Below are 19906 nucleotides of genomic sequence, written 5' to 3'. Positions count from 1 at the left end.
AAATAGTTTGTGATACCGTTCACTAAACCCGGCGACAGAGCCGAAGGACCGTAGTGCGACGGTCCATTGGCCCGAGGCTCTCACTCGGACCGGGCTTACGCTCGTCCCCGTACGAGTTCCCGTACGAGTCCGTGCCCCCACCACCACGCGGAGCAAACCGCCATGCGGTCAGATGACGTCCGATCCCTCCTGCAAACCGCCGTACCCACCGCTGCCGCCGGCGCCATCGCGGCCCTGATCAGCGGTCTGGTCGTCGGAGGCAAGGGTGCCGTCGGATCAGTCGTCGCGACCGTGGTCGTGATCCTGTTCATGGGCCTCGGATTCGTCGTCCTGCAGCGCACTGCGAAATCCCTGCCGCATCTGTTCCAGGCCATGGGCCTCATGCTCTACGCCGCGCAGATCCTGCTGCTCTTCGTCTTTCTCGCCGTGTTCAAGAACACGACGCTGTTCCACCCCCGGGCGTTCGCCATCACGCTGGTCGCCACCACCCTCGTGTGGATCGGCGCACAGACGCGTGCTCACATGAAGGCGAAGATCCTTTACGTCGAGCCGGACTCGACGAAGGGTGAAAAGCCCGAAAACCCGGGGTCGAAGTCGTGAGGGGTAGGGCCGGGATAAGTGTGCGTTCGAGATGCTGCTATCGTCCGGTTCCAACTGCGGCTCTGCGGGCGCGGGCATCTGAGCTGACGCCTGTTCCATCGCGAGGCTCGATGCCTGACTGCCGCCCCCACACCCGTTACACCAGTCCAGTGCCGAACCGCGGCCTCGCGCCGCGCCGACACAACGAGGTTGCCGTACCTATGCGCCACGCTGAAGGAGCCCGCGGTGAGTGCTGACCCGACGCAGGTCCTCGCCTTCGAGACCGACTGTCACATCTTCGACGGATGTGGCTTCCCCGGCCCGGGCCTGCACTCGTTCCTCTTCGAGCCGCTCTGGGGCGAAGCGGGCAGCAATGCCTACTTCAACAAGCCGATGCTGCTGGCCCTCCTGGGCTCGATCATCATCGTGGCCTTCTTCTGGGCCGCCTTCGGCAAGGCGAAGATCGTCCCCGGCAAGCTCCAGATGGTCGGCGAGGCCGGCTACGACTTCGTGCGCCGCGGCATCGTCTACGAGACCCTCGGCAAGAAGGAGGGCGAGAAGTACGTCCCCTTCATGGTCTCGCTGTTCTTCTTCGTCTGGATCCTGAACGTCTGGTCGATCGTCCCGGTGGCCCAGTTCCCGGTGACCTCGATCATCGCGTACCCGGCCGTGCTCGCCCTGATCGTCTACGTGATCTGGATGTCGGTCACCTTCAAGCGCCACGGCTTCGTCGGCGGCCTGAAGAACCTCACCGGCTACGACAAGAGCCTCGGCGGCGTCCTGCCGCTCATCATGGTCATCGAGTTCTTCTCGAACGTCCTGGTGCGCCCGTTCACCCACGCGGTCCGACTCTTCGCGAACATGTTCGCCGGTCACACCCTGCTGCTGCTCTTCACGATCGCCAGCTGGTACCTGCTGAACGGCATCGGCATCGCCTACGCCGGTGTGTCGTTCGTGATGGTGATCGTGATGACCGCCTTCGAGCTCTTCATCCAGGCTGTCCAGGCGTACGTCTTCGTCCTCCTGGCCTGCAGCTTCATCCAGGGCGCGCTCGCCGAGCACCACTGAGCCAGGCCCGCCCCGCTCAGCCCCCCGTATTCGTCCGGTGGCCAACCCCCACCGGTCCGTGAAAGAGAAGGAAGAACTGGCATGTCCCAGACCCTTGCCGCCGTCACCGGCTCCCTCAGCTCCGTTGGTTACGGTCTCGCGGCCATCGGCCCCGGCGTCGGCGTCGGCATCATCTTCGGTAACGGCACCCAGGCCCTCGCCCGCCAGCCCGAGGCTGCCGGCCTGATCCGCGCCAACCAGATCCTCGGCTTCGCCTTCTGTGAGGCGCTCGCCCTGATCGGTCTGGTCATGCCGTTCGTCTACCCGAGCTCCTGATCCTCGGTCTCGACGAACAGCCCACTAGACGAAAGGCACTGATGTGAACCTCATGGTTCTCGCGGCTGAGATGGAAAACCCTCTCATCCCGCCGATCCCCGAGCTCGTCATCGGTCTGATCGCCTTCGTCATCGTCTTCGGCTTCCTCGCGAAGAAGCTCCTCCCGAACATCAACAAGGTTCTGGACGAGCGCCGCGAGCAGATCGAGGGCGGTATCGAGAAGGCCGAAGCCGCTCAGACCGAGGCCCAGAGCGTGCTGGAGCAGTACAAGGCCCAGCTCGCCGAGGCCCGGCACGAGGCCGCGCGCCTGCGCCAGGACGCGCTGGAGCAGGGCACTGCGCTCAAGGAAGAACTGCGCGCAGAGGGCCAGCGGCAGCGTGAGGAGATCATCGCTGCCGGTCACGCCCAGATCGCGGCAGACCGCAAGGCCGCCGCTCAGGCGCTGCGTCAGGACGTGGGCAAGCTCGCCACCGACCTGGCCGGCAAGCTCGTCGGCGAGTCCCTCGAGGACGCCGCCCGCCAGAGCCGCACCATCGACCGCTTCCTCAGCGAGCTTGAGGAGAAGGCCGAGGCGGCCCGATGAACGGAGCGAGCCGCGAGGCGCTGGCCTCCGCGCGCGAGCGTCTCGACGCGCTGACGGACAACACGTCCGTCGACGCGGCGAAGCTCGCCGGTGAGCTGGCAGCCGTCACCGCGCTGCTCGACCGTGAGGTCTCGCTGCGTCGGGTCATCACGGACCCGGCGCAGTCCGGCGAGGCCAAGGCCGAGCTGGTCGGCCGGCTGCTGTCCGGCCAGGTCTCCGGGGACACCCTGGACCTGGTGTCCGGCATGGCGCGCTCCCGCTGGTCGCAGTCCCGCGACCTGGTGGACGCGCTGGAGGAGCTGGCGGCCACCGCCGACCTCACGGCGGCCCAGCAGGCCGACGGGCTCGACAACGTCGAGGACGAGGTCTTCCGCTTCGGCCGGATCGTCGCCTCCAGCACCGAGCTGCGCTCCGCGCTGACCGATCGCGCCGCCACCGGCTCCGCCAAGAGCGAGCTGCTGCGCAGCCTGCTCGGCGGCAAGGTGAACGCCGTCACCGAGCGCCTGGTGATCCGTCTCGTCACGCACCCGCGTGGACGTAGCCTGGAAGCGGGACTCGAGTCCCTGTCCAAGCTCGCCGCCGAGCGCCGGGACCGCATGGTCGCCACCGTGACCAGCGCGATCCCGCTCAGCGACGTGCAGAAGCAGCGTCTCGGCGCGGTGCTGGCCAAGCTGTACGGCCGCCAGATGCACCTGAACCTCGACGTGGACCCCGCGGTCCTCGGCGGGATCTCGGTGCGGGTCGGCGACGAGGTCATCGACGGCACCATCGCGGACCGCCTCGCCGAGGCGTCGCGCCGCATGGCCGGCTGACCAGCCGCCACCACACAGATACAAAGCATTCCTAGCGGCCCGGTTGGGCCGTGCAGAACTTGCAGAAGATTCCTGGGGGTCACCCCCAGACCCCTAAGAAGCTTCAGGCCCAACAAGGAGAGCAGGGAACCCAGATGGCGGAGCTCACGATCCGGCCGGAGGAGATCCGGGACGCACTGGAGACCTTTGTCCAGTCGTACCAGCCGGACGCGGCCTCGCGCGAGGAGGTCGGAACGGTCAGCGTTGCCGGCGACGGCATCGCGAAGGTGGAGGGCCTGCCCTCCGCCATGGCGAACGAGCTGCTGAAGTTCGAGGACGGCACCCTCGGTCTCGCCCTCAACCTCGAGGAGCGCGAGATCGGTGCGATCGTCCTCGGCGAGTTCAGCGGTATCGAGGAGGGCCAGCCGGTGCAGCGCACCGGTGAGGTCCTCTCCGTAGGCGTCGGCGAGGGCTACCTCGGCCGCGTCGTCGACCCGCTCGGCAACCCGATCGACGGCCTCGGCGAGATCGCGACCGAGGGCCGCCGCGCCCTCGAGCTGCAGGCCCCGGGCGTCATGGTCCGTAAGTCGGTGCACGAGCCCATGCAGACCGGCTACAAGGCCGTCGACGCCATGGTGCCGATCGGCCGCGGCCAGCGTCAGCTGATCATCGGCGACCGTCAGACCGGCAAGACCGCTCTGGCCGTCGACACGATCATCAACCAGCGTGACAACTGGCGCTCCGGCGACGTGAACAAGCAGGTCCGCTGCATCTACGTCGCCATCGGCCAGAAGGGCTCGACCATCGCGTCCGTTCGCGGCGCCCTGGAAGAGGCCGGCGCGCTCGAGTACACGACGATCGTCGCCGCCCCGGCGTCCGACCCGGCCGGCTTCAAGTACCTGGCGCCGTACACCGGTTCCGCCATCGGTCAGCACTGGATGTACGCCGGCAAGCACGTCCTGATCATCTTCGACGACCTGTCGAAGCAGGCCGACGCCTACCGCGCCGTGTCGCTGCTGCTGCGCCGCCCGCCGGGCCGCGAGGCCTACCCGGGTGACGTCTTCTACCTGCACTCCCGTCTGCTGGAGCGCTGCGCGAAGCTCTCCGACGAGATGGGCGCCGGTTCGATGACCGGTCTGCCGATCGTCGAGACCAAGGCGAACGACGTGTCGGCGTTCATCCCGACCAACGTCATCTCCATCACCGACGGCCAGTGCTTCCTGGAGTCCGACCTGTTCAACGCGGGCCAGCGCCCGGCACTGAACGTCGGTATCTCGGTCTCCCGCGTCGGTGGTTCCGCGCAGCACAAGGCCATGAAGCAGGTTTCCGGCCGTCTGCGCGTCGACCTGGCCCAGTACCGCGAGCTGGAGGCGTTCGCCGCCTTCGGTTCCGACCTGGACGCCGCGTCGAAGGCCTCGCTGGAGCGCGGCAAGCGCATGGTCGAGCTGCTGAAGCAGGGCCAGTACCAGCCGATGCCCGTCGAGGAGCAGGTCGTCTCCGTCTGGGCCGGCACCACCGGCAAGATGGACGACGTCCCGGTCGAGGACATCCGCCGCTTCGAGTCGGAGCTGCTGGAGCACCTGCGCCGCGAGCGCAAGGACCTCCTCACCTCCATCGCCGACGGCGGCAAGATGTCGGACGACACGCTGGGCTCGATCGCCGACGCGATCGCCGCCTTCAAGCGCCAGTTCGAGACCTCGGACGGAAAGCTCCTGGGCGAGGACGTTCCGGCCGTCAACGTCTCCAAGTGACGACGGAAGGGACCTGACTCATGGGAGCGCAGCTCCGGGTCTACAAGCGTCGCATCCGTGCCATCACGGCGACCAAGAAGATCACCAAGGCGATGGAGATGATCGCCGCCTCGCGCATCGTCAAGGCGCAGCGCAAGGTGGCGGCGTCGATGCCGTACGCGACCGAGCTCACCCGTGCGGTGACCGCGGTGGCGACCGGTTCGAACACCAAGCACGCCCTGACCACCGAGGTCGAGGCGCCGACCCGCGCCGCGATCGTGCTCATCACGAGCGACCGCGGTCTGGCCGGCGGCTACTCCTCGAACGCCATCAAGCAGGCGGACCGGCTCACCGAGCGGCTGCGCGCTGAGGGCAAGGAGGTCGACAGCTACATCGTCGGCCGCAAGGGTGTCGCCTACTACGGGTTCCGTGAGCGCAAGGTCACGGAGTCGTGGACGGGCTTCACCGACAGCCCGGCCTACGCCGACGCCAAGCGCGTCGCGGCGCCGCTGATCGAGGCCATCCAGCTGGACACGGCCGAGGGCGGCGTCGACGAACTGCACATCGTCTACACGGAATTCGTGTCGATGATGACGCAGAACGCGGTGGACGGCCGGATGCTGCCGCTCAGCCTCGACAAGGCTGCGGAGGAGGACGGCGCGAAGGGCGAGATCCTTCCTCTGTTCGAGTTCGAGCCGTCGGCGGAGGACGTCCTCGACGCCCTGCTGCCGCGCTACGTCGAGAGCCGGATCTACAACGCACTGCTGCAGTCGGCCGCTTCCGAGCACGCCGCCCGCCGCCGCGCGATGAAGTCGGCGACCGACAACGCCGGAGACCTCATCAAGAGCCTCTCCCGGCTTGCCAACGCGGCCCGCCAGGCCGAAATCACCCAGGAAATCAGCGAGATCGTCGGTGGCGCCAGCGCCATGGCCGACGCGACCGCGGGGAGTGACAAGTAATGACGACCTCTGTTGAGACGGCCGCCGCCACGGGCCGCGTCGCCCGGGTCATCGGCCCGGTCGTCGACGTGGAGTTCCCCGTCGACGCGATGCCCGACATCTACAACGCGCTGAAGGTCCAGGTCGCCGACCCGGCCGAGGACGGCGCGCTCAAGACGCTGACCCTCGAGGTCGCCCAGCACCTGGGTGACGGCATGGTCCGCACGATCTCGATGCAGCCCACCGACGGTCTGGTCCGCCAGGCCCCGGTGACCGACACGGGCGAGGGCATCACCGTCCCCGTCGGTGACTTCACCAAGGGCAAGGTGTTCAACACCCTGGGTGAGGTGCTCAACTACCCCGAGGCGAACGCCGAGGTCACCGAGCGCTGGCCCATCCACCGCAAGGCGCCTGCCTTCGACGAGCTCGAGTCGAAGACCGAGATGTTCGAGACCGGCGTCAAGGTCATCGACCTGCTCACCCCGTACGTCAAGGGTGGAAAGATCGGTCTGTTCGGTGGTGCCGGTGTCGGCAAGACCGTTCTGATCCAGGAAATGATCTACCGCGTCGCCAACAACCACGACGGTGTGTCGGTCTTCGCGGGCGTCGGTGAGCGTACCCGTGAGGGCAACGACCTCATCGAGGAAATGGGCGACTCGGGCGTCATCGACAAGACGGCGCTCGTCTTCGGCCAGATGGACGAGCCCCCGGGCACCCGTCTGCGCGTCGCGCTCGCCGGTCTGACCATGGCGGAGTACTTCCGCGATGTTCAGAAGCAGGACGTGCTGTTCTTCATCGACAACATCTTCCGGTACACCCAGGCGGGTTCCGAGGTGTCGACCCTGCTCGGCCGCATGCCCTCCGCGGTGGGTTACCAGCCGAACCTGGCCGACGAGATGGGTCTCCTCCAGGAGCGCATCACCTCGACCCGTGGTCACTCGATCACCTCGATGCAGGCGATCTACGTCCCCGCGGACGACCTGACCGACCCGGCGCCGGCGACCACCTTCGCCCACCTCGACGCGACGACGGTTCTCTCCCGTCCGATCTCCGAGAAGGGCATCTACCCGGCCGTGGACCCGCTGGACTCGACGTCCCGCATCCTCGACCCGCGGTACATCGCCGCGGACCACTACGCGGCCGCCATGCGCGTCAAGGGGATCCTGCAGAAGTACAAGGACCTCCAGGACATCATCGCGATCCTCGGTATCGACGAGCTGGGCGAGGAGGACAAGCTCGTTGTCCACCGTGCCCGTCGTGTCGAGCGCTTCCTGTCGCAGAACACCCACGTCGCCAAGCAGTTCACCGGCGTGGACGGTTCGGACGTTCCGCTCGACGAGTCGATCACCGCGTTCAACGCGATCTGCGACGGTGAGTACGACCACTTCCCCGAGCAGGCGTTCTTCATGTGCGGTGGCATCGAGGACCTGAAGGCCAACGCCAAGGAGCTGGGCGTCTCCTGATCCGGCGCGCTCCGCGAGGAGCGCATCCGGCTCACAGTCCCCCAGCTAACGCCGGGAGGGCCCCCACCGGAGAGGGGCGGGAGTGTCCCGTCCCTCTCCACACGCCCATTAGAATTTGACCCAACACCCGGCTGACCCGCCGGGTGGTGACCCGAGGAGCCACCTTGGCTGCTGAGCTGCACGTCGAGCTGGTCGCGGCGGACCGCAATGTCTGGTCCGGCGAGGCCACCCTGGTCGTCGCCCGCACCACGTCCGGCGACATCGGCGTCATGCCCGGTCACCAGCCGCTTCTCGGTGTGCTGGAATCGGGCCCGGTGACCATCCGTACCAGCGAGGGCGGCACTGTCGTCGCCGCGGTGCACGGCGGATTCATCTCGTTCGCGGACAACAAGCTGTCCCTGCTGGCCGAGATCGCCGAGCTCGCGGACGAGATCGACGTCCAGCGGGCGGAGCGGGCACTGGAGCGCGCGAAGTCGGAGGCCGACGCGGCCGCCGAACGTCGCGCCGATGTCCGGCTGCGCGCGGTCGCGGGGCACTGAGCCCCGTACCGAACAGTTTGATACCTCAGCCGCGGTCGGGTCCGGAATTTTCCGGACCGGGTCGCGGCTGAGGCGATGTACGTACTTTTGTTTGTGCGGTTTTCGATGAGCGAGGAGGTCGGTGAAGATGCTCCTCGCTCTGCTTGTGAGCGGCCTGGTCGTAGCCCTGGTGGTGATCGGGCTGTTCGTGTTCGGGCTGCGCCGCAGACTCATCCAGCGGTCCGGCGGGACCTTCGACTGCAGCCTGCGCTGGGGCGTGGCCGAGGAGCCCGACGTCTCCGGCAAGGGGTGGGTCTACGGGGTCGCCCGCTACAGCGGTGACCGGATCGAGTGGTTCCGCGTCTTCTCCTACTCCCCGCGCCCGCGCCGGCTGCTGGAGCGCTCCTCCATCGAGGTGCTCGCACGGCGTGCGCCCGAGGGCGAGGAGGAGCTGGCCCTGCTGTCCGACGCCGTCGTGCTCGGCTGTTCCCACCAGGGGACCCGCCTGGAGCTGGCGATGAGCGAGGACGCGCTGACCGGGTTCCTGGCATGGCTGGAGGCGGCGCCGCCCGGGCAGCGGGTGAACGTGGCCTGATACCGGCCGGTACGTGAAGAAGCCGGGGAGGCGGGGGACGGTCCCGCCTCCCCGGCTTCGTCGTACACCGGGCCGTGCAGTGCGTGGGGGTTACTGCAGCCCGGTGTGGATCGCGTTGGCGAGTTCGCCGTTCGCGGTGTCGCCGCTGAATTCCCAGAAGAAGGCGCCCTTGAGGCCCTGGTTCTTCAGCCAGGTCATCTTCCCGGCGATGGTGGCGGGGGTGTCGTAGCTCCACCAGTTGCTTCCGCACTTGGCGTAGGCGGTGCCGGCGACGGTGCCGGTCGTCGGGCAGCCGGTCTTGAGGACCTTGTAGTCCTCGATGCCCTGCTCGTAGGTGCCCGGGGCGGGCCCGGTGGCGGTGCCGCCGGGTGCGTCCTGGGTGACTCCGGTCCAGCCGCGGCCGTAGAAGCCGATGCCGAGGTTGAGCTTGGAGCCGGGGATGCCCTTGCCCTTGAGCTTGGTGATGGCGGCCTCGGAGTTGAAGCCGGCGATCGGGATGCCGGCGTAGGAGGTCAGCGGGGAGTGCGGGGCGGTGGGGCCCTTGGCGTCCCAGGCGCCGAAGAAGTCGTACGTCATGACGTTGTAGAAGTCGACGTACTGGGCGGCGCCGCCGTAGTCGGCGAGGTCGAGCTTGCCGCCGTTGGAGCCGTCGGCGGAGATCGCGGCGGTGACCAGGTTGGAGCCGCCGAACTTGGCGCGCAGGGCCGACATCAGGTTCTTGAAGGACGCGGCGCCGCTGGTGTCACAGGACAGCCCGCAGGCGTTGGGGTACTCCCAGTCGATGTCGATGCCGTCGAAGACGTCCGCCCAGCGCGGGTCCTCCACCAGGGCGTGGCAGGAGTCGGCGAAGGCGGCCGGGTTCTGGGCGGCCTGGCCGAAGCCGCCGGACCAGGTCCAGCCGCCGAAGGAGTAGAGGACCTTGATGTTCGGGTACTTGGCCTTCAGCTTGCGCAGCTGGTTGAAGTTGCCGCGCAGTGGCTGGTCCCAGTTGTCGGCGACGCCGTCGACGCTCTGGTCGGCGGTGTAGGCCTTGTCGTAGTCGGCGTAGGCGTCGCCGATGGTGCACTTGCCGTTCTGGACGTTGCCGAAGGCGTAGTTGATGTGGGTGATCTTGGCGGCGCTGCCCGAGGTCACCAGGTTCTTCACGTGGTAGTTGCGCTGGTAGACGCCCCAGTCGGTGAAGTAGCCGAGCTTGACCTTCGCGCCCGGGTCCGGGGGCTCGGTGCCGCCGCCGCCCGGGGTGGTCACCGAGAGCTCGCCGGAGGAGGGGCCGGTCTGGTCGGCGGTGTCGCGGGCGGTGACCGAGTACGTGTACGTGGTGCCCTTGGTCAGGCCGCCGTCGTTGAAGGTGGTGCCGGTGACGGTCGTGAGCTTGCCGCCGTTGCGGTAGACGTCGTAGTTCTTGACGCCCTTGTCGTCGGTGGCCGCCGACCAGGACAGGGTCAGCGCGTTCTCGGAGACACCGGTCGCGGTGGGGGTGCCGGGGGCCGAGGGCGGGTTGTCGGTGGGGTTGGTGCCGCCGTCGCAGGAGCCGCCGTTGATCTTGCAGCCGGAGGGGGCGCCGGCGCCGGTGCCGTTGAAGCCGAAGCTGACGGTGGCGCCGGGGGCCAGGGTGCCGTTCCAGCCGACGTTCTTGGCGGTCCAGTGGTTGCCCGAGCTGGTCACGGTGGCGTCCCAGGCGGAGGTCACCCGGGTGCCGGCCGGGTAGTCCCACTCCACGGTCCAGCTGCTGAGGGCGGTGGTGCCGGTGTTCTTCACCGTCCACTTGCCCTCGAAGCCGGAGCCCCAGTCGGAGACCTTGGTGTAGGTCGCGGTCGCGGAGGCGGCCGCCTGCGCCGGGCCTGCCAGGCCGACGAGGCCGGCGACGGGCAGGGCGAGGGCCGCCACGGTGGCGGCCAGCCTCCTGAACAGACGATTGCGTCGTGGGGGTGCTGTGCTCAAGGGTGCTCCTCCGTAGGTCCGTACCGATCGTGGGGCCGACCGGTACATGGGGGTGGGACCTGCGCCGCCCGTGAGCACGCCTCGTGTCGCTCTTTGTCATGGCACGCTCACCACAGTGATGCGGTGAGACTAGAAAGGTCTGGACCAAGCGTCAAGAGGTCCAGACCTTAGCTGCGGAGTCGGCCGTGCAGCCCGCCTAGATCCCCAACTCCTGCGCCAACACCGCCGCTTGGACCCGGCTGCGCAGCTCCAGCTTCCCCAGCAGCCTGCTGACGTGGGTCTTCACCGTGGCCTCCGCCATGTCCAGCCGCACGGCGATCTCCGCGTTCGACAACCCCTCGCCCAGCGCCCCCAGCACCTCCCGCTCGCGCCGCGTCAGCGACTCCACCGCCGCGGCCGCCTCCGGCCGCACGGGAGCGCGTACCGCCTTCGGCGCCGCGAACTCGGCGATCAGCCGCCGGGTCACCGCCGGGGCGATCAGCCCCTCGCCCCGCGCCACCGTCCGCACCGCCGCGATCAGCTCCGCGGCGTCCGCGTCCTTCAGCAGGAAGCCCGACGCCCCCGCCCGCAGCGCCCCGAAGACGTACTCGTCCAGGTCGAACGTGGTCAGGACCAGCACGTCCGCCAGCCCCCGCTCCACCACCTGCCGGGTGGCCGACACCCCGTCGAGCTTCGGCATCTGCACGTCCATGAGGACCAGGTCCGGCCGCAGCTCGCCCGCCAGCCGCACCGCCTCCTCGCCGTCGGCGGCCTCTCCCACCACCTCGACGTCGCCCGCACTGCGCAGGATGAGCACCAGACCGGCCCGTACCGCCCGCTGGTCCTCGGCCACGACGACCCTGATGGTCATGACTGCACCGCCCTCTCCTCGGCGGGCAGCACCGCCCGCACCTGCCACACCCTGTCCGACGCACCCGCCGTGAACTTCCCGCCCAGCAGCTCCGTGCGCTCCCGCATGCCGATCAGCCCGGCCCCGGAACCCGGCGCGCGCGGGCCCGGCCGCTCCCCGTACGGGGAGTCCACCGCCACCGTCAGCAGCCCCGCCCCGTGCGCCACCCGGACCCGGACCGTGCCGGGCGCGGCGTGCTTGAGGGCGTTGGTCAGCGACTCCTGCACGATCCGGTACGCCGCCAGCTCCACCGGCGCCGGCAGCGGCGACCCGGCGGGCCGCTCGTCCGCCAGGACGAAGTCCAGCCCGCTCGCCGACCCGTTCGTACGGGCCTGCCCCAGCAGGGCGTCCAGACCGTCCAGGGAGGGCACCGCGACGGCTTCCTGCTCCGCCCCCGCGTCACGCAGCAGCCCGATCAGCCGGCGCATCTCGGCCAGCCCCTGCACGCTGTTCTCCCGGATCACCCCGAGCGCCTCGCGGCTGGTGGCGGGGGAGTCGATGGACAGTGCCGCGGTGGAGTGGATGGCGATCGCCGAGAGGTGGTTGGCCACCATGTCGTGCAGCTCCCGAGCCATCCGGGCCCGCTCGGCGGTCACCGCCTGCGCGCGGTCCATCTCGGCCAGCAGCGTCGTCTGCTCGGCGCGCAGCCGGGCGGCCTCGGCGGCCTCGCGGTGGTTGCGCAGGGTGGCGCCGGTCAGGGCCGGGGCGAAGCTCACGATGCCGGTGACCACGCCGATGAGCAGGGCCTGCGGGGTGCGCAGCCAGACCAGGGAGCCGATGGTCACGGCCACGGTGATCAGACCGGTGCTGACCGGCAGCCGGCGGGCCATCGCGGGCTTGCCGTAGACCACGGCCGCGTACATCAGGTCGGTGAAGATGATGACGGAGGCGATGTTGCCGAGGGTGAACTGGTCCACGACCACGGCGACGGTGCCGACGGACAGGGTGACGTTCGGCATGGTGCGGCGCAGCAGCTCCAGGGCGCCGAGCACCAGCAGCGGGACCAGCACCGCCCAGTCGGGCAGGAAGTGCCGGCTGGGCGTGCTGTGCACGCCCAGCGCCCACAGCAACAGGCCGGCGAGCACGCTGACACCCGCGAGCAGTACGTCGTCGCGGTGCGGGCGGGGCATCTTCGGGAGCACGGTCCCATCCAACACGGTCCGCCGCGGCGGGGCCTCGGCGCCCGGGCTGAGACGGCGCTACATCGAAGGATGCAGTGGACTTTCGTCACTGGCGACGACGCGGCGGGGCGCGGCGGCCGGAACCCTTGGAGGAGAACGGGAGATCCGGGGAAGGAAGGGAGGGCCGTCATGCTCGTCGGGCTGATCATCGCCTGTGAGGTCGGCTTCTGGGTGCTGCTGGCGGGCGGACTGGCGCTGCGCTACCTGGCCGGAATGCCCCGGCTCGGGGCCGCGCTGCTGCTGCTGGAGCCGCTGCTGGAGCTGGTGCTGCTGGTGGCGTCCTTCATCGACCTGAAGAACGGCGGCGAACCGAGCTGGCGGCACGGGGTCGCGGCCCTCTACGTCGGCTACACCGTCGGCCACGGGCACGCCACCGTGAAGTGGCTCGACGGGCACGCCGCCCACCGCTTCGCCGGGGGCCCGAAGCCGCCCGGAGCCCGGTACGGCAAGGCCCGCGCCGTCCACGAGTGGAAGCTGTGGGCGCGGACCCTGGGCGGCGCCGCGGTCGCGGTCGGGCTGCTCCAGGCCGGCATCTGGTACGTCGGCTCGGCCACCGACACGGCCCAGCTCCAGTCGTGGCAGGGCGTCGCCCTGCGGGTGCTCGGCATCCAGGCCCTGATCGCCGCGAGCTACACGATCTGGCCCCGCAAGGCTCCGGCGGACACGGCGGACACGGCGGACCGGGACGCCGAACTGGCCGAAACCAAGCGCTAGCTAGCGCTCGCCGCCGGGGACCCAGAGCACGTCGCCGACCTCCTTGTTGGCCGTCCGCGCCAGGATGAACAGGAGGTCGGACAGGCGGTTGAGGTAGGTGGCCGTCAGCGGGTTCATCACCTCGCCGTGCTCCTCCAGCGCCGCCCACGTGGAGCGCTCGGCCCGGCGGACCACCGTGCAGGCCTGGTGCAGCAGGGCCGCGCCCGGGGTGCCGCCGGGGAGGATGAAGCTGCGGAGCTTCTCCAGCTGCTCGTTGAAGACGTCGCAGTCCGCCTCCAGCCGGTCCACGTAGAACTGCTCCACCCGCAGCGGCGGGTACTCGGGGTCCTCCACGACCGGGGTGCACAGGTCGGCGCCGACGTCGAACAGGTCGTTCTGCACGCGGACCAGGACCTTCACCACCTCCTCCGGCAGCGCACCCAGCGCGATCGCCGTCCCGATGGCGGCGTTGGCCTCGTTGGCGTCGGCGTACGCGGAGATCCGCAGGTCCGTCTTCCGCGTCCGGCTCATGTCCCCCAGGGCGGTCGTGCCCTTGTCGCCGGTACGGGTGTAGATGCGCGTCAGGTTCACCATGGCGCCAGCGTAGACCGGCCCTCCGGCCGCTTGCCGCCGGGCCGGGCGCCCGGGCCCGGGACCACGCCGAGGACCTGCTGCGCGCGGAGCTCCCCCGGGGCGGCCGCCCCGGAACGAGGCGACCGCGCTCCGGGATCCGGAGGCCCGTTACGGGGGTGGCGAAATCCGAACTGTGAGGCGGGGCACGCCCGATGGTCCGTATCAGTGTGATGTCCGTCATCTGAGACGTGACGCGTGTTACTTCACGGTCACTCCACCCCTCACGGGCGCTAGTCTCCGCCGGAGAGGCTACGAGGCCGGGTCGTACTGAGAACAACTAGGGGTGTGCAGTGGCTGGGAAGCTCGCCGTCATCGGCGCGGGACTGATGGGTTCCGGGATCGCTCAGGTCTCCGCTCAGGCGGGTTGGGACGTCGTCCTGCGGGACGTCACCGACGCCGCGCTGACCCGGGGCACGGACGGCATCAAGGCCTCCTACGACAAGTTCGTCTCCAAGGGCAGGATGACCGCCGAGGACGCCGAGGCGGCGCTGGCGCGGATCACCACGACCACCGACCTCGACGCGGTCGCCGACGTGGACATCGTCGTCGAGGCCGTCTTCGAGAAGCTCGAGGTCAAGCACGACATCTTCCGCACGCTCGACAAGATCGTGCGCGAGGACGCCATTCTGGCCTCCAACACCTCCGCCATCCCGATCACCAAGATCGCTGCCGTGACGGAGCGCCCGGAGCGGGTCGTCGGCGCGCACTTCTTCTCGCCCGTCCCGATGATGCAGCTCTGCGAGCTGGTCCGCGGCTACAAGACGAGCGACGAGACCCTCGCCACCACCCGCGCGTTCGCCGAGTCGGTCGGCAAGACCTGCATCGTCGTCAACCGCGACGTCGCCGGCTTCGTGACCACCCGCCTGATCTCCGCGCTCGTCGTCGAGGCCGCGAAGCTCTACGAATCGGGCGTGGCCACCGCCGAGGACATCGACATCGCCTGCAAGCTGGGCTTCGGGCACGCCATGGGCCCGCTGGCCACCGCCGACCTCACCGGCGTCGACATCCTGCTGCACGCCACCAGCAACATCTACACCGAGTGCCAGGACGAGAAGTTCGCGCCGCCGGAGCTGATGCGCCGCATGGTCGACGCGGGCGACATCGGCCGCAAGAGCGGCCAGGGCTTCTACAAGCACTGAGCACGGCCGTTCGAATCCCCGCACCCTACGGGGTGAATTAGGTATCGGTTCGCTCACGGTCGGCAACTTCACTGCCCGCGCGGCAGTCAGTTGCAGTGAGAGTTGCCGACCACGGACCCGTCGGACCACACGTACGCAGTAAAGCCGGGGAGCACACATGCACATCAGGGGCGACCACGCCGAACTGGCCGTCGGGGGCCGCCTCGACGTGCGCAGCGCGGCTGACGCCCGTACGGTCCTCCACACCGCCCTCGACGACGGCCACGGCGACCTCGTGCTCGACCTGACCGGCCTCGACTCCTGGGACGCGACCGGACTCGGCGTGATCATGGGGGCGCACAGGCGGGCCGGCCGGACCGGGCGGCGCCTGGTCCTGCGCGGCGTCCCCGACCGGATGCAGCGGCTGCTCGTCGCGACCCGGCTGCACCGCATCCTCGCGATCGAGGGCGGGCTGGAAGCGGAGTCCCTGCCCCGGGTGTGACGGGGCCGATGGGCGCGGCCGGGCCGGGTCCGGACCCGGGGAAAAGGGGCTGCGGCTCCGGGGCGGCCTCGGCTTACATGGATCCATGGTGTCCACCGACAGACTGCTGGCCTTCGCGGCCATGTCCCTCGTGCTGATCGTGATCCCCGGCCCCAGCGTGCTCTTCGTCGTCGGACGGGCGCTGGCACAAGGCCGGAGGGCCGCGCTGACCACGGTGGCCGGGAACACGCTCGGAGCGTACGTACTCGTCGTGGCCGTGGCGCTCGGCGTCGGCGCCGTCGTCGAACGCTCCGTCCTCGTCTTCACCGCCCTGAAGCTGGCCGGCGCCGCCTACCTCGTCCACCTGGGCGTCAAGGCCTTCCGCGGCCGCGGCTCGCTGCACGCCGCCGTCGCCGCGGCCGCCCCCGCCGGCCAGGGCACCCTGCGGACCCTCGGAGAGGGCTTCGCGGTCGGCGTGGCCAACCCCAAGACCATCGTCTTCTTCGCCGCCGTGCTGCCCCAGTTCGTCGACCGCGACCAGGGGCACGTCACCCTCCAGATGCTCCTGCTCGGCCTGGTCTTCAACCTGATCGCGATCGTCTTCGACAGCCTCTGGGGACTCGCCGCCGCCACCACCCGGGACTGGTTCGCCGGATCCCCGCGCCGCCTCTCCATGATCGGCGGCACGGGCGGGCTCGCCATGATCGGCCTCGGCGTCACCGTGGCCGTGACCGGCCGCAAGGATTGATCGCAGGAACCGTAACGGTCCGGTGGTGAAGGCACCCCTGCGGTGACGGGGGCCCCGGCCACGGTCTAGGGTCGGGCGGAAACCGGACCGGTGGCGACAACGACGTGAGCGGGCGCCGGGCACGACGAAGACGGCGGCGGGCGCGCGGCGCGATCGGGGGACAGGGGCATGGACCGTACACAGGGGCAGCCCGGCCAGGACGAACAGGCCGCCGCGGGCGGGCCGGCCGGGACACCGGCGGCGGCCCCCGAGGGTGCGGCACCCAAGGCGGCGGCCCCCAAGGCCGCGGCCCCGGCTTCCGCCGCACAGCCGCCGGCCCCCGCCCGCGTCGTGACCCTGACCGCCGGGGAGTTCGCCCTCACCGTCAACCCCGTCGACGGCAGCGAGATCGAGCCCCTGCGGCCCGACGCCCGCGCGGCGGCGGGCCGACTCCCCGCCAAGCGCGACGCCGCCTCCCGCGCCGACCGGGACGCCGCCGCCCGCCCGCCCGTACTGCCCGGGCCGCCCCTCCCCGACCGCCCGCTCCTGGACCGCGCCGACGAGCGGGAGCGGCTCGTACGCCTCCTCGGCCGCGGCCGCTCCGTACGGCTGACCGGCCCCGCCGGATCCGGCCGCTCCGCCCTCCTCGACGCCGTCGCCGCGGACTGCGCGGACCTCGCGCCCGACGGAGTCGTCCGGCTCGGCGGCCACGGCCGGCAGCAGCCCGCCGAGCTGCTCCACACCCTGTACTCCACCGTGTACGACACCCGGGACGAGCGCCCCGACCGTACGCAACTCCTCGCGGGCGTGGCCGAGATCGGGGCCATCGTGCTCCTCGACGACCTGGAGCTCGGCGGCGCCGCCCTCGAAGAGCTGCTGCACGCCACCCCGGAATGCGCCTACCTGCTCGCCGCCACCCCCGACACCAAGGCCCCCGCCGACGACTCGCACCTGGAGGAGGTCTTCCTCGGCGGACTCGGCCGGGCCGACTGCGTACGGCTGCTGGAGGCCGCCGCAGGCCGGTCGCTCACCGACGAGGAGACGGCCTGGGCGGAGGACCTGCGGTTCGCCTCCGAGGGCCTGCCGCTGCGCTTCGTACAGGCCGCCGCGCTGCTGCGGCAGCGCGACGAGCTCAACCACAGCTCCGCCGACGACGAGGACGAGGAGCCCGGGGTCTTCGAGGGGCGCCCCCGCGACCCCTCCCACGTGCCGCTGCCCACCCTGGCGCAGGCCGCGGCCCCCGCCGAGCTGCTGGCCTCCCGGGTGAGCGAGTCGGCCCGGGCCGCCCTGCGGACCGCCTGCGCCCTGGGCGGGGAGCTCCCGCACCACGCCCACCTGCCCGCGCTGGTCGGCGACACCCACGCCGACGCCGCCGTCGCGGAACTCCTCGGCTGCGGGCTGATCACCCCCGTCGGGCCGCGCTACCGGCTCGCCGAGGGGGTCGCGCGGCAGCTGGAGGAGGCCGGGTACGGGGAGAGCGCCGCCGAGGAGGCGCGTACCGCCGCCCGGCACTACGCCTGGTGGACCGGGCACGCCTCGGTGACCCCGGAGCGGGTCGCGGCGGAGGCCGACGCGGTGCTCGCCGCGCTGGCCGGCGCCGATGTGGTGGCCGCCGTGCTCCTGGCCCGCACGGCCGCCCCCGCCCTGGCGGCGGCGCCGTACTGGGAGGCCTGGGGGCGGGCGCTGCGCTCGGGTGCGGAGGCCGCGCGGAAGGCGGGGGAGGTCGCCGAGCAGGCGTACTTCCACCACGAGCTCGGTGTGCTCGCCCTCTGCGAGGGGCGTCTGGACCGGGCGCGGGCCGAACTGGAGGCTTCGATCGGGCTGCGCGGGGCCCTCGCCGACAAGCGGGGAACGGTCGCCGGGCGTCGGGCGCTGGCGCTGGTCACGGACCGGGACCGGGAGGCGATGGGGGCGAAGGCCTCGCCGCCGCTGCGCCTGGAGGCCCCGCCGGTCCTCCCGGCCCTGCCGCCCGGTGCGGGCGCCGCCGCGAAGCCGGCCGCCGCCTCGGAGGCGGTCACCCGGCTGACCCCGGTGATCGGGAAGCCGGCGGGCTCGCCGACGACCCTGTCCCAGGTCTACGCGGACGCGTTCCCGCCGGCTCCGGAGCCGGCGCCGTTCGTGCGCCGCCCGGAGCCCGAACCCGTCCAGCGGCGCAAGACGGTGCTGCTGGCCGCTGCCGGGGCGCTGACAGTGGTGGCCCTCGGCACGGTCGTCGGCCTGTCGCTGACGGCGGGGGAGGACCCGGAGCAGCCGGCGGCGCCGGCCGTGTCCTCGACCCCGGACGCGCCGGCGGTGGCCCCGCCGCAGGTGCCGGGGAACAGCGGTATCGATTCGCCGCCGGAGCCGCCGGCTGCCGCCGCCGACCCGACCCGGGGTGGGGCGCCCCGGCCGGCGACCCCGCCGCCGGCCCACACTCCGGGCCCGGAGCAGCCGCAGCCGATTCCGCCGGCCACGACGCCCCCGCCCGCGACGACCCCGCCTCCGGCGACCACCCCGCCGCCGGCCACGACACCCCCGCCGGTGACCACCCCGCCGCCCGCCACCCCGACGGCCCCGACCACCCCGACGACCTCGACGGAGGCCCAGTCGCCGACGGCGTCGGAGTCCCCGAAGACCATCTGACCCGGCCGGGGCGTGCGGGTGCGGTCCGTCGACCCTGCGGGGAGGGGCAGGCCCCTCCAGCGGCCGCGCACACAAACGGCCCCCGAGCCGGAGGGGCTCAGGGGGCCGGGGCGGTGACGGGCCGCACACGAAGGCGAAGAGGGGCGGCACCCCGCCCCGCACCCGCCGGACGGAGTCCGGCGCAGCGCGCCGAAGCCCGGGAAGCGCGCCGGCGCTGAGCGGTGCGAGGGGCGCGTCAAAAGGATCAGAACAGGCGGAGCTTGTCGTCCTCGATGCCGCGCAGGGCGTCGTAGTCGAGGACCACGCAGTCCATCCCGCGGTCATTGGCCAGAACCCGCGCCTGCGGCTTGATCTCCTGCGCCGCGAAGACGCCGCGCACCGGCGACAGGTGCGGGTCGCGGTTCAGCAGCTCCAGGTACCGGGTCAGCTGCTCGACGCCGTCGATCTCGCCGCGCCGCTTGATCTCCACCGCCACCGTCGCGCCGGAGGCGTCCCGGCACAGGATGTCGACCGGGCCGATCGCCGTCATGTACTCGCGCCGGATCAGGGTGTAGCCCTCGCCCAGCGTGTCGATGCGGTCGGCCAGCAGCTCCTGGAGGTGCGCCTCGACGCCGTCCTTGATGAGGCCCGGGTCGGTGCCCAGCTCGTGGGAGGAGTCGTGGAGGACTTCCTCCATGGTGATGATGAGCTTCTCGCCCGCCTTGTTGACGACGGTCCAGACGTTCGCGTCGTCCCCGCTCCCTTCCTTGAGGGTGCACGGAGGCGACATCCAGTTGAGCGGTTTGTACGCCCGGTCGTCCGCGTGGATCGAGACACTGCCGTCGGCCTTCACGAGGATCAGACGGGGTGCCGAGGGCAGATGGGCGGTGAGCCGGCCCGCGTAGTCGACGGAGCAGCGGGCAATGACGAGACGCATGGTCGGCAACGCTACTCGACCGACGGGCCTCCACGCGATTCGCCCCTGAAAGCCCCGTTCGCCGATGGCGCGTTGTATGCGCATTCTCCTGGTGCGGCACCCGGTGGGCGCCTACCGTGGTGAGC

Annotated in this window: 20 protein-coding genes; 15 read left to right on the top strand and 5 right to left on the bottom strand. The window is 70.8% G+C overall.

Annotated elements, in window-relative coordinates; genetic code table 11:
* The first annotated feature begins 162 nt into the window (after nucleotides 1-162).
* The 10 genes from ACZ597_RS01815 (at nucleotide 163) to ACZ597_RS01770 (ending at nucleotide 8580) form a co-directional block, all read left to right on the top strand.
* Complete coding sequence (locus ACZ597_RS01815) at nucleotides 163-600, top strand: hypothetical protein (protein ID WP_471323607.1); 438 nt, start codon at nucleotides 163-165, stop codon at nucleotides 598-600.
* A gap of 210 nt (nucleotides 601-810) precedes the next feature.
* On the top strand, nucleotides 811-1647 hold the full coding sequence (gene atpB / locus ACZ597_RS01810) for a F0F1 ATP synthase subunit A (protein ID WP_007266588.1): 837 nt from the start codon (nucleotides 811-813) through the stop codon (nucleotides 1645-1647).
* A gap of 81 nt (nucleotides 1648-1728) precedes the next feature.
* Entirely contained in the window at nucleotides 1729-1962 is a 234-nt protein-coding gene (atpE, locus tag ACZ597_RS01805; protein WP_007266589.1) for an ATP synthase F0 subunit C, read from the top strand.
* A 52-nt stretch (nucleotides 1963-2014) separates the two neighbouring features.
* Nucleotides 2015-2545, top strand: coding sequence for a F0F1 ATP synthase subunit B (locus ACZ597_RS01800; protein WP_362471677.1), 531 nt, complete (start codon nucleotides 2015-2017; stop codon nucleotides 2543-2545).
* Nucleotides 2542-3357, top strand: coding sequence for a F0F1 ATP synthase subunit delta (locus ACZ597_RS01795; protein ID WP_471323603.1), 816 nt, complete (start codon nucleotides 2542-2544; stop codon nucleotides 3355-3357). The genes ACZ597_RS01800 and ACZ597_RS01795 overlap by 4 nt, the downstream gene beginning before the upstream one ends.
* Nucleotides 3358-3491: 134 nt before the next feature.
* On the top strand, nucleotides 3492-5087 hold the full coding sequence (gene atpA / locus ACZ597_RS01790) for a F0F1 ATP synthase subunit alpha (protein WP_007266592.1): 1596 nt from the start codon (nucleotides 3492-3494) through the stop codon (nucleotides 5085-5087).
* A gap of 20 nt (nucleotides 5088-5107) precedes the next feature.
* Complete coding sequence (locus ACZ597_RS01785; RefSeq protein WP_469111073.1) at nucleotides 5108-6025, top strand: F0F1 ATP synthase subunit gamma; 918 nt, start codon at nucleotides 5108-5110, stop codon at nucleotides 6023-6025.
* A complete protein-coding gene (gene atpD, locus ACZ597_RS01780; RefSeq protein ID WP_471323600.1) occupies nucleotides 6025-7467 on the top strand; it encodes a F0F1 ATP synthase subunit beta in 1443 nt (480 codons plus the stop codon). Before ACZ597_RS01785 ends, atpD begins: the two co-directional genes overlap by 1 nt.
* Before the next feature lie 164 nt (nucleotides 7468-7631).
* The gene (locus ACZ597_RS01775) at nucleotides 7632-8006 is read left to right on the top strand and encodes a F0F1 ATP synthase subunit epsilon (RefSeq protein WP_007266595.1); all 375 of its coding nucleotides are present in this window, start codon (nucleotides 7632-7634) and stop codon (nucleotides 8004-8006) included.
* 127 nt (nucleotides 8007-8133) lie between these two features.
* On the top strand, nucleotides 8134-8580 hold the full coding sequence (locus tag ACZ597_RS01770; protein WP_267032620.1) for a DUF2550 domain-containing protein: 447 nt from the start codon (nucleotides 8134-8136) through the stop codon (nucleotides 8578-8580).
* Between the two features lie 90 nt (nucleotides 8581-8670).
* Here the strand turns inward: ACZ597_RS01770 and ACZ597_RS01765 are convergent, their stop codons facing one another.
* From ACZ597_RS01765 to ACZ597_RS01755, 3 genes are all read right to left on the bottom strand, one after another.
* Complete coding sequence (locus ACZ597_RS01765) at nucleotides 8671-10521, bottom strand: glycosyl hydrolase family 18 protein (protein WP_471323597.1); 1851 nt, start codon at nucleotides 10519-10521, stop codon at nucleotides 8671-8673.
* A gap of 196 nt (nucleotides 10522-10717) precedes the next feature.
* Nucleotides 10718-11371 carry a response regulator gene (locus ACZ597_RS01760; protein WP_471323595.1) on the bottom strand — a complete coding sequence of 218 codons (654 nt, stop codon included), beginning with the start codon at nucleotides 11369-11371 and terminating at the stop codon, nucleotides 10718-10720.
* Nucleotides 11368-12540 carry a sensor histidine kinase gene (locus tag ACZ597_RS01755; RefSeq protein WP_471325083.1) on the bottom strand — a complete coding sequence of 391 codons (1173 nt, stop codon included), beginning with the start codon at nucleotides 12538-12540 and terminating at the stop codon, nucleotides 11368-11370. Before ACZ597_RS01755 ends, ACZ597_RS01760 begins: the two co-directional genes overlap by 4 nt.
* A gap of 180 nt (nucleotides 12541-12720) precedes the next feature.
* Between ACZ597_RS01755 and ACZ597_RS01750 the strand changes: the two genes are divergently transcribed.
* Nucleotides 12721-13305, top strand: a complete 585-nt coding sequence (locus ACZ597_RS01750; RefSeq protein WP_471323592.1) for a hypothetical protein — start codon at nucleotides 12721-12723, stop codon at nucleotides 13303-13305.
* Here ACZ597_RS01750 and ACZ597_RS01745 read toward each other — a convergent pair whose 3' ends face one another.
* Nucleotides 13306-13878 carry a cob(I)yrinic acid a,c-diamide adenosyltransferase gene (locus tag ACZ597_RS01745; RefSeq protein ID WP_007266601.1) on the bottom strand — a complete coding sequence of 191 codons (573 nt, stop codon included), beginning with the start codon at nucleotides 13876-13878 and terminating at the stop codon, nucleotides 13306-13308.
* 329 nt (nucleotides 13879-14207) lie between these two features.
* Here ACZ597_RS01745 and ACZ597_RS01740 point away from each other — a divergent pair, with 329 nt between their 5' ends.
* The 4 genes from ACZ597_RS01740 to ACZ597_RS01725 all read left to right on the top strand — a co-directional run bounded on the left by ACZ597_RS01740 (nucleotide 14208) and on the right by ACZ597_RS01725 (nucleotide 18865).
* Nucleotides 14208-15056 carry a 3-hydroxyacyl-CoA dehydrogenase family protein gene (locus ACZ597_RS01740; RefSeq protein WP_405978573.1) on the top strand — a complete coding sequence of 283 codons (849 nt, stop codon included), beginning with the start codon at nucleotides 14208-14210 and terminating at the stop codon, nucleotides 15054-15056.
* Between the two features lie 157 nt (nucleotides 15057-15213).
* Nucleotides 15214-15537 carry an STAS domain-containing protein gene (locus ACZ597_RS01735; protein ID WP_125603340.1) on the top strand — a complete coding sequence of 108 codons (324 nt, stop codon included), beginning with the start codon at nucleotides 15214-15216 and terminating at the stop codon, nucleotides 15535-15537.
* An 85-nt stretch (nucleotides 15538-15622) separates the two neighbouring features.
* Nucleotides 15623-16264 carry a LysE family translocator gene (locus tag ACZ597_RS01730; protein WP_471323587.1) on the top strand — a complete coding sequence of 214 codons (642 nt, stop codon included), beginning with the start codon at nucleotides 15623-15625 and terminating at the stop codon, nucleotides 16262-16264.
* Between the two features lie 168 nt (nucleotides 16265-16432).
* The gene (locus tag ACZ597_RS01725) at nucleotides 16433-18865 is read left to right on the top strand and encodes an ATP-binding protein (RefSeq protein ID WP_471323584.1); all 2433 of its coding nucleotides are present in this window, start codon (nucleotides 16433-16435) and stop codon (nucleotides 18863-18865) included.
* Between the two features lie 244 nt (nucleotides 18866-19109).
* On the opposite strand, the gene nucS is transcribed toward ACZ597_RS01725, so the two are convergent.
* Nucleotides 19110-19781, bottom strand: coding sequence for an endonuclease NucS (gene nucS / locus ACZ597_RS01720; protein ID WP_471323582.1), 672 nt, complete (start codon nucleotides 19779-19781; stop codon nucleotides 19110-19112).
* Nucleotides 19782-19906: the final 125 nt, after the last annotated feature.

Source organism: Streptomyces sp. NPDC040718 (assembly GCF_055593565.1).
This window is presented reverse-complemented; position numbering and strand designations above follow the sequence as displayed.